The organism is Streptomyces sp. ICN903, assembly GCF_022015835.1.
GTDB lineage: Bacteria > Actinomycetota > Actinomycetes > Streptomycetales > Streptomycetaceae > Streptomyces > Streptomyces fenghuangensis.
The window spans coordinates 1-5,719 of sequence record NZ_JAKMAY010000340.1 but is presented as its reverse complement, the minus strand read 5'-3'; the positions used below and the strand labels follow the sequence as shown (position 1 = coordinate 5,719).

Below are 5,719 nucleotides of genomic sequence, written 5' to 3'. Positions count from 1 at the left end.
GGGGAGAAGGGGGGAGGTGCGTCAGCCCAGCAGTTTGCCCGTCTGCAGGGCTCCGGTGAGCTGGCCGGTCGGCAGGTTGAGCATCGTCGGCTTCTCGGGGCTGCCCAGCGGCAGGCCGCCGAGCAGGTCCCGCACCGGGTCGTGCTGCTTGGTGTTGGGCTGCTTGGCGCCGGACTGCTGCCCCTGCTTGCCCTCGGCGGGCGCGGGCAGCGTCCTGGCCTGCTGGGGCGCGTCGGGTGCGGGCAGCGTTCTGGCGACCTCCTGCACGGGCAGGCTCTTCACCGCACCTTCGGCGGTCCTGCCGAGCCCCAGGGTGTCCGCCGCGGAGGCGGCCCCGGCGCCGGTGGCGGCGAAGGCGGTGCCGAGCACGGCGACACCGATCGTCTTCATCGTTCGCTGCTTCATCAGCTGGTACGTCCTCGTGTGGATGGCTTGAGCGGCCTCGCGAACGTAGCCAGGGCGCCGCGCCCGCCGCAAACACCCCGAAACGGCCGGGCACCCGCGTCCGCCGCCGCGCCCGGCCGCCTCCCGCACCCTCCCCCGGCCGTCCCCGGCCGGGGGAAGCGCTGGTCACAGGCCCTTGGCGGCGGCCTCCCGGAACAGCCACTCGGCCTTCAGCTCTGCGTATCCGGGCTTGATCACGTCGTTGATCATGGCCAGACGTTCATCGAAAGGGATGAACGCGGACTTCATGGCGTTGACGGTGAACCACTGCATGTCGTCCAGCGTGTAGCCGAACGTCTCCACCAGGTGCCCGAACTCGCGGCTCATGCCGGTGCCGCTCATCAGCCGGTTGTCGGTGTTGACGGTGGCGCGGAAGCGCAGCCGCCGCAGCAGCCCGATGGGGTGCTCGGCGTACGAGGAGGCCGCTCCGGTCTGGATGTTGGAGGTGGGGCACAGCTCCAGCGGGATCCGCTTGTCGCGCACGTACGCCGCCAGCCGGCCCAGCTTCACCGTGCCGTCGTCGGCGACGTGGATGTCGTCGATGATGCGCACCCCGTGGCCGAGCCGGTCGGCACCGCACCACTGGAGGGCCTGCCAGATGGACGGCAGCCCGAACGCCTCGCCGGCGTGGATGGTGAAGTGGTTGTTCTCCCGCTTGAGGTACTCGAAGGCGTCCAGGTGGCGGGTGGGCGGGTGGCCCGCCTCGGCGCCCGCGATGTCGAAGCCGACGACGCCGGCGTCCCGGTACCGGTTGGCCAGTTCGGCGATCTCCAGCGAGCGGGCGGCGTGCCGCATGGCGGTGAGCAGGACGCCGACGCGGATACGCCGGCCGGTCTCGCGGGCCCGGCGCTCGCCCTCGCGGAAGCCCTCGTTGACGGCCTCGACGACCTCCTCCAGCGTCAGCCCCGCCTCCAGGTGCTGCTCGGGGGCGTAGCGCACCTCGGCGTAGACCACGCCGTCGGCGGCCAGGTCCTCGGCGCACTCGGCCGCGACCCTCACCAGCGCGTCGCGCGTCTGCATCACCGCGCAGGTGTGGGCGAAGGTCTCCAGGTAGCGCTCCAGCGAACCGGAGTCGGCCGCCTCGCGGAACCAGGTGCCCAGCGCCTCGGGGTCGGTCTCGGGCAGACCCTCGTAGCCGCACTCGCGGGCGAGCTCGGCGACGGTGGCCGGACGGAGGCCGCCGTCGAGGTGGTCGTGGAGCAGCACCTTGGGGGCGCGGCGGATCTGGTCCGGGGTGGGGACGGTGGTGACAGTCTCGCTCGTCATTGCCGCACTCTAGCGCCTACGCGCGTAGATATCACCCTTGGGCGTATCCCGCACCCGCCGGCACACGGCCCGGACTCGGCCCGGACACGGCCCCGCGGCTTTCGATACCCAATGGTGACCGCCCGGCACCGCCCGTACACCCCCGCTTCTGCCATCGTTTTCGCCGTGACTCAGCAGGCGTTGCCGCGTCGGGATGCGCGGCTGGGGCGGGCGTACGGGGACGACCACGCGGTGCAGGGCGTGGCCTTGCTGCTCCCGGGAGGGACGGCCGCGGGCACGCGCGGCCGCTCCCGCCGGGCCGCGGCGGCGATGCTGCCACTGGCGCGGCGGCTGGTGCGGGCGGGGGAGGGACACGACGTGGCCGCGCACGTCCTCCACTACCGCTACCGCGGATGGAACGGCGCGGACGCCCACCCGGTCCGGGACACCGAGTGGGCTCTGGACGAGGTCGTACGCCGCTACGGCGACGTCCCCGTGTGCCTGGTGGGCCGGGACATCGGCGCCCGGGCGGCGCTGCGGGCCGCGGGCCACCCGGCGGTGGTCTCCGTACTGGCCCTGGCCCCCTGGCTGCCGGAGAGCTGCGAGGACGGCGGGGAGGAGCCGGTGCGGCAGCTCGCCGGCCGGCGGGTGCTGATCGTGCACGGCACGGACGACGAGCACACCGGCCCGGACCGCTCCTACCGGCTGGCCGTGCGGGCCAAGAAGATCAACCCGGACGTCTGCCGCTTCGAGGTCCACACCGACGGCCACGCGCTGCGCCAGCACCACTCGGAAGTCCTGGCCCTGGCCGAGGACTTCGCCCTGGGCTCACTGTGCGACCGCGACTTCGCCCGCCCGGTGGCCGACGCACTGGCGGCCCCGCCGCCGCTGGGCCTGCGGATGCCGCTGGCGGCCGGCTTCGGCCGCTCCCTGCGCCACTGAGCGCACCGCGGGGCGCGTACGGCCAACCCTGCGCGCCCCTGCACCCCGCCCCTACGCCAGCAGCCGCCCCCGGCGGCTCAGCAGGAACGCCCGGAACGCCGCCACCGGCGGGGTGTCCGGGCGGCCGTCCACCCAGGCCACCCCGATCTCCCGTACCGCCCGCGGCTGACTGACCGCCAGCTCCCGCACCCCCGGCCGGGGCACGGCCGGAGGCGGCAGCAGAGCCACCCCCAGCCCGGCGGCGACCAGCCCGCGTAGCGTCTCGGCCTCCTCCCCCTCGAAGGCGATCCTCGGCTTGAAGCCCGCCTCGGCGCACAGCGCGTCGAAGATCCGCCGCATCCCGTAGCCCGGCTCCAGGGTGATGAACGGCTCCTGCGCCGCCTCCGCCAGCCGCACCCGCCTGCGCCGCGCCAGCGGATGCTCCTCGGGAACCACCAGCCGCAGCCGCTGCTCGTCCAGGCGCCGCGCGACCAGATCCGGGGCGTCCGGCACCGGAGAGGTCAGGCACAGGTCCAGATCCCCCGCGCGCAGCCGCTCGATCATCGCCTCGCCGTACGTCTGCACCAGCGAGAAGCGCACCCGGGGATGGTCGGCGCGGAAGGAGCGGATCAGCCCCGGCACGGTCTCCGACCCCAGCGTGTGCAGGAAGCCGAACGCCACCTTCCCCGCCGCCGGGTCGGCGTCCGCCCGCACCGCCTCCGCCGCCTGCTCCACCGAGCCCAGCGCCCGCTCCACCGAGGCCAGGAACGTACGCCCGGCCGGCGTCAGCGCGACCGTCCGCCCCCGCCGCGCGAACAGCGCGACCCCCAGATCGTCCTCCAGCCGCGCCATCGCCCGGCTGAGCGTCGACTGCGGCACCCCCAGCTCGCCGGCCGCCCGCGTGACGTGCTCGTGCCGGGCCACCGCGACGAACTGCGCCAGCCGCGGAGTGAGCACCGCGGCCCAGGAACCGGGGTCGATGTGGGGGGCGTCACTGGATGTGTCGGATGTAACCGAGATGTCTTTTCTGTTGCCGACCGGTGACACAGCACCCTCCCAGCTCACCTTATGCGCCCCTGCATGAAGAACAGCGCCTTTGTGCATTGGACGCATCAGATCCCTGATCGTACGTTCGAGGCATGCCTTCCGTCGATACCGGGGCGCCTGTCCGCACAGGTGCCTCTCCCGAGCGTTTCCCGTCCTCCCCCCGGCGCATCAGCCTCGCCCTCTTCGCCATGGGCCTGGCGACCTTCGCCCTGCTGTTCTCCACCCAGCCCCTGCTGCCCGCCCTCTCGGCCGACTTCGGCGTGACGCCGGGGCAGGCGAGCTGGACCGTCTCGTCCGCCACCATCGCGCTCGCGGTGGCCGTGCTGCCGCTGTCCGCCCTCTCCGAGCGTTTTGGAAGGCGCACCCTGATGACGGGCTCCCTGACGGTCGCGGTCGCCGTCGCGCTCGCGCTGCCCTTCGCCCCCAACATGGAGGTCCTGATCGCGCTGCGCGCCCTGCAGGGCGCGGCGATCGCGGGCATCCCGGCCTCGGCGACGGCGTACCTGGCGGAGGAGGTACGGCCGGCCGCGCTGGTCGGGGCGATCGGCCTGTTCGTGGCGGGCAACAGCGTCGGCGGAATGACCGGCCGCGTCCTCACCGGCTGGGTCGCCGAGGGCTGGGGCTGGCGCACCGGGCTCGCGGCGGTCGGCGCGCTCTCCCTGCTGTGCGCCCTCGCCTACCGGCTGTTGATCCCCCGGGCGCACAACTTCACCCCGGCCTCGCTGCGCCCCGCCGAGGTGCTGAACACCGTGCGCGGCCATCTGTCCGACGGGCTGCTGGTCCGGCTGTACTCGCTCGGCCTGCTGTTCATGACCGTCTTCGGCGCGGTCTACACGGTGGTCGGCTACCGGCTGACCTCCGAGCCCTTCGGCCTCTCCCAGGGCCTGGCCGGCTCGGTCTTCGTGATCTACCTCGTCGGCACCGTCTCCTCGGCCGCCGCCGGGCGCCTGACCGGACGGCTCGGCCGCCGCGGCGCGCTCTACCTGGCCATCGGCGCCACCGCCACCGGCCTGCTGCTGACCCTCGGCGACACCCTCACCGCCGTACTGCTGGGCCTGGTCCTGGTCACGGCCGGCTTCTTCGCGGGCCACGCGGTCGCCTCCGGCTCGGTGGGCCGCACGGCCAGGACGGGCCGGGCCCAGGCCTCGGCGCTCTACCAGATGGCGTACTACGTCGGCAGCTCCCTGGGCGGCACGCTGGGCGCGATCGCCTACCACGCGGCGGGCTGGAGCGCGACGGTCGCCTTCTCCCTGACCGCCCTGGTCCTCGCCGCCGGCGTCACCCTCTACGCCACACGCCGCGCGGTGGTCCAGCGCCGCCTGGAGGTCGCGCGAACCTGCTGAGCTCCACCGTCCCGCGGGCGTCTTCCCGGCCGGCTCAGCCGGCGGGGAAGACGCCCGTGTCGATGGTGAGGCCGAAGGGATCGGGGAGGTGGATGGTGTCCCCGAACTTCCCCGCGTGCAGCACCCGGTAGACGTCCTCCTTCGGCTCCCCGTAGAGCGTCACGGTCGGGCCGCCGGGCGCCCAGCGGTCGACCAGCAGGTACAGGGGCACTCCGGCCAGGGCATACCCGGCGGGCTTGCTGATCCGGTCATAGCGCGCGTTGGAGGGCGAGGTGATCTCCACGACGAGTTCCGCATCGCCCGCCGGGACGGAGCTGGACACCGTTCAACTCGACACGGACCACGGCTCCGAATTTCTCGACGCCCACGCACAGTTGATGAAGTACCGCACCGTCGTGAGCCGTATGGAAGGCTGCGCTCTCGCCCCAGCCGATTCCCGCGATCTGCTGAACCGCATCGTCCGAGAGATCCGAGAAGGAACGCGTATGTCCAACCTTGCCTGGCAGAAGTCCACCTACAGCGGCGAGACCGCCAACTGCGTCTACGTGGCCGTAGGGACGACTGCACCATCAAGCTTCGCGAGAGCGACGACCCCGGTGCCGTTCTGACCACCACGCCCGAGAGGCTGGCCGCCTTCATACGCAGCGTGAAGACCGGCGAGCTCGACCGCTTCACCGAGTCCTGACCTGGAGCGGGGTGCGGTGGGGGCCGGGTGCGTG

6 protein-coding genes and 2 pseudogenes are annotated in these 5,719 nt (G+C 73.2%); 4 read left to right on the top strand and 4 right to left on the bottom strand.

What is annotated here, in order from left to right:
* Positions 1-21: 21 nt before the first annotated feature.
* Both L7D48_RS24980 and L7D48_RS24975 read right to left on the bottom strand, forming a co-directional pair.
* Positions 22-405, bottom strand: a complete 384-nt coding sequence (locus L7D48_RS24980) for an ATP-binding protein (protein ID WP_237882738.1) — start codon at positions 403-405, stop codon at positions 22-24.
* A 165-nt stretch (positions 406-570) separates the two neighbouring features.
* Positions 571-1,710, bottom strand: a complete 1,140-nt coding sequence (locus L7D48_RS24975) for an adenosine deaminase (protein ID WP_237882736.1) — start codon at positions 1,708-1,710, stop codon at positions 571-573.
* A 165-nt stretch (positions 1,711-1,875) separates the two neighbouring features.
* Here L7D48_RS24975 and L7D48_RS24970 point away from each other — a divergent pair, with 165 nt between their 5' ends.
* Entirely contained in the window at positions 1,876-2,631 is a 756-nt protein-coding gene (locus L7D48_RS24970; RefSeq protein WP_237882734.1) for an alpha/beta hydrolase, read from the top strand.
* Between the two features lie 51 nt (positions 2,632-2,682).
* On the opposite strand, the gene L7D48_RS24965 is transcribed toward L7D48_RS24970, so the two are convergent.
* Positions 2,683-3,657, bottom strand: coding sequence for a LysR family transcriptional regulator (locus tag L7D48_RS24965; RefSeq protein WP_374493666.1), 975 nt, complete (start codon positions 3,655-3,657; stop codon positions 2,683-2,685).
* Positions 3,658-3,749: 92 nt separating this feature from the next.
* Here L7D48_RS24965 and L7D48_RS24960 point away from each other — a divergent pair, with 92 nt between their 5' ends.
* Positions 3,750-5,000 carry an MFS transporter gene (locus L7D48_RS24960; protein ID WP_374493663.1) on the top strand — a complete coding sequence of 417 codons (1,251 nt, stop codon included), beginning with the start codon at positions 3,750-3,752 and terminating at the stop codon, positions 4,998-5,000.
* A 34-nt stretch (positions 5,001-5,034) separates the two neighbouring features.
* Here the strand turns inward: L7D48_RS24960 and L7D48_RS24955 are convergent.
* Positions 5,035-5,310: pseudogene (locus tag L7D48_RS24955) on the bottom strand (Uma2 family endonuclease); the annotation flags it as partial.
* Between L7D48_RS24955 and L7D48_RS29495 the strand changes: the two are divergent.
* Positions 5,273-5,395 (top strand): annotated as a pseudogene (locus L7D48_RS29495) (hypothetical protein); the annotation flags it as partial. The pseudogenes L7D48_RS24955 and L7D48_RS29495 sit on opposite strands and share 38 nt — an antisense overlap.
* Positions 5,396-5,485: 90 nt before the next feature.
* Positions 5,486-5,608, top strand: coding sequence for a DUF397 domain-containing protein (locus L7D48_RS29490; protein ID WP_308312332.1), 123 nt, complete (start codon positions 5,486-5,488; stop codon positions 5,606-5,608).
* Positions 5,609-5,719 lie beyond the last annotated feature (111 nt).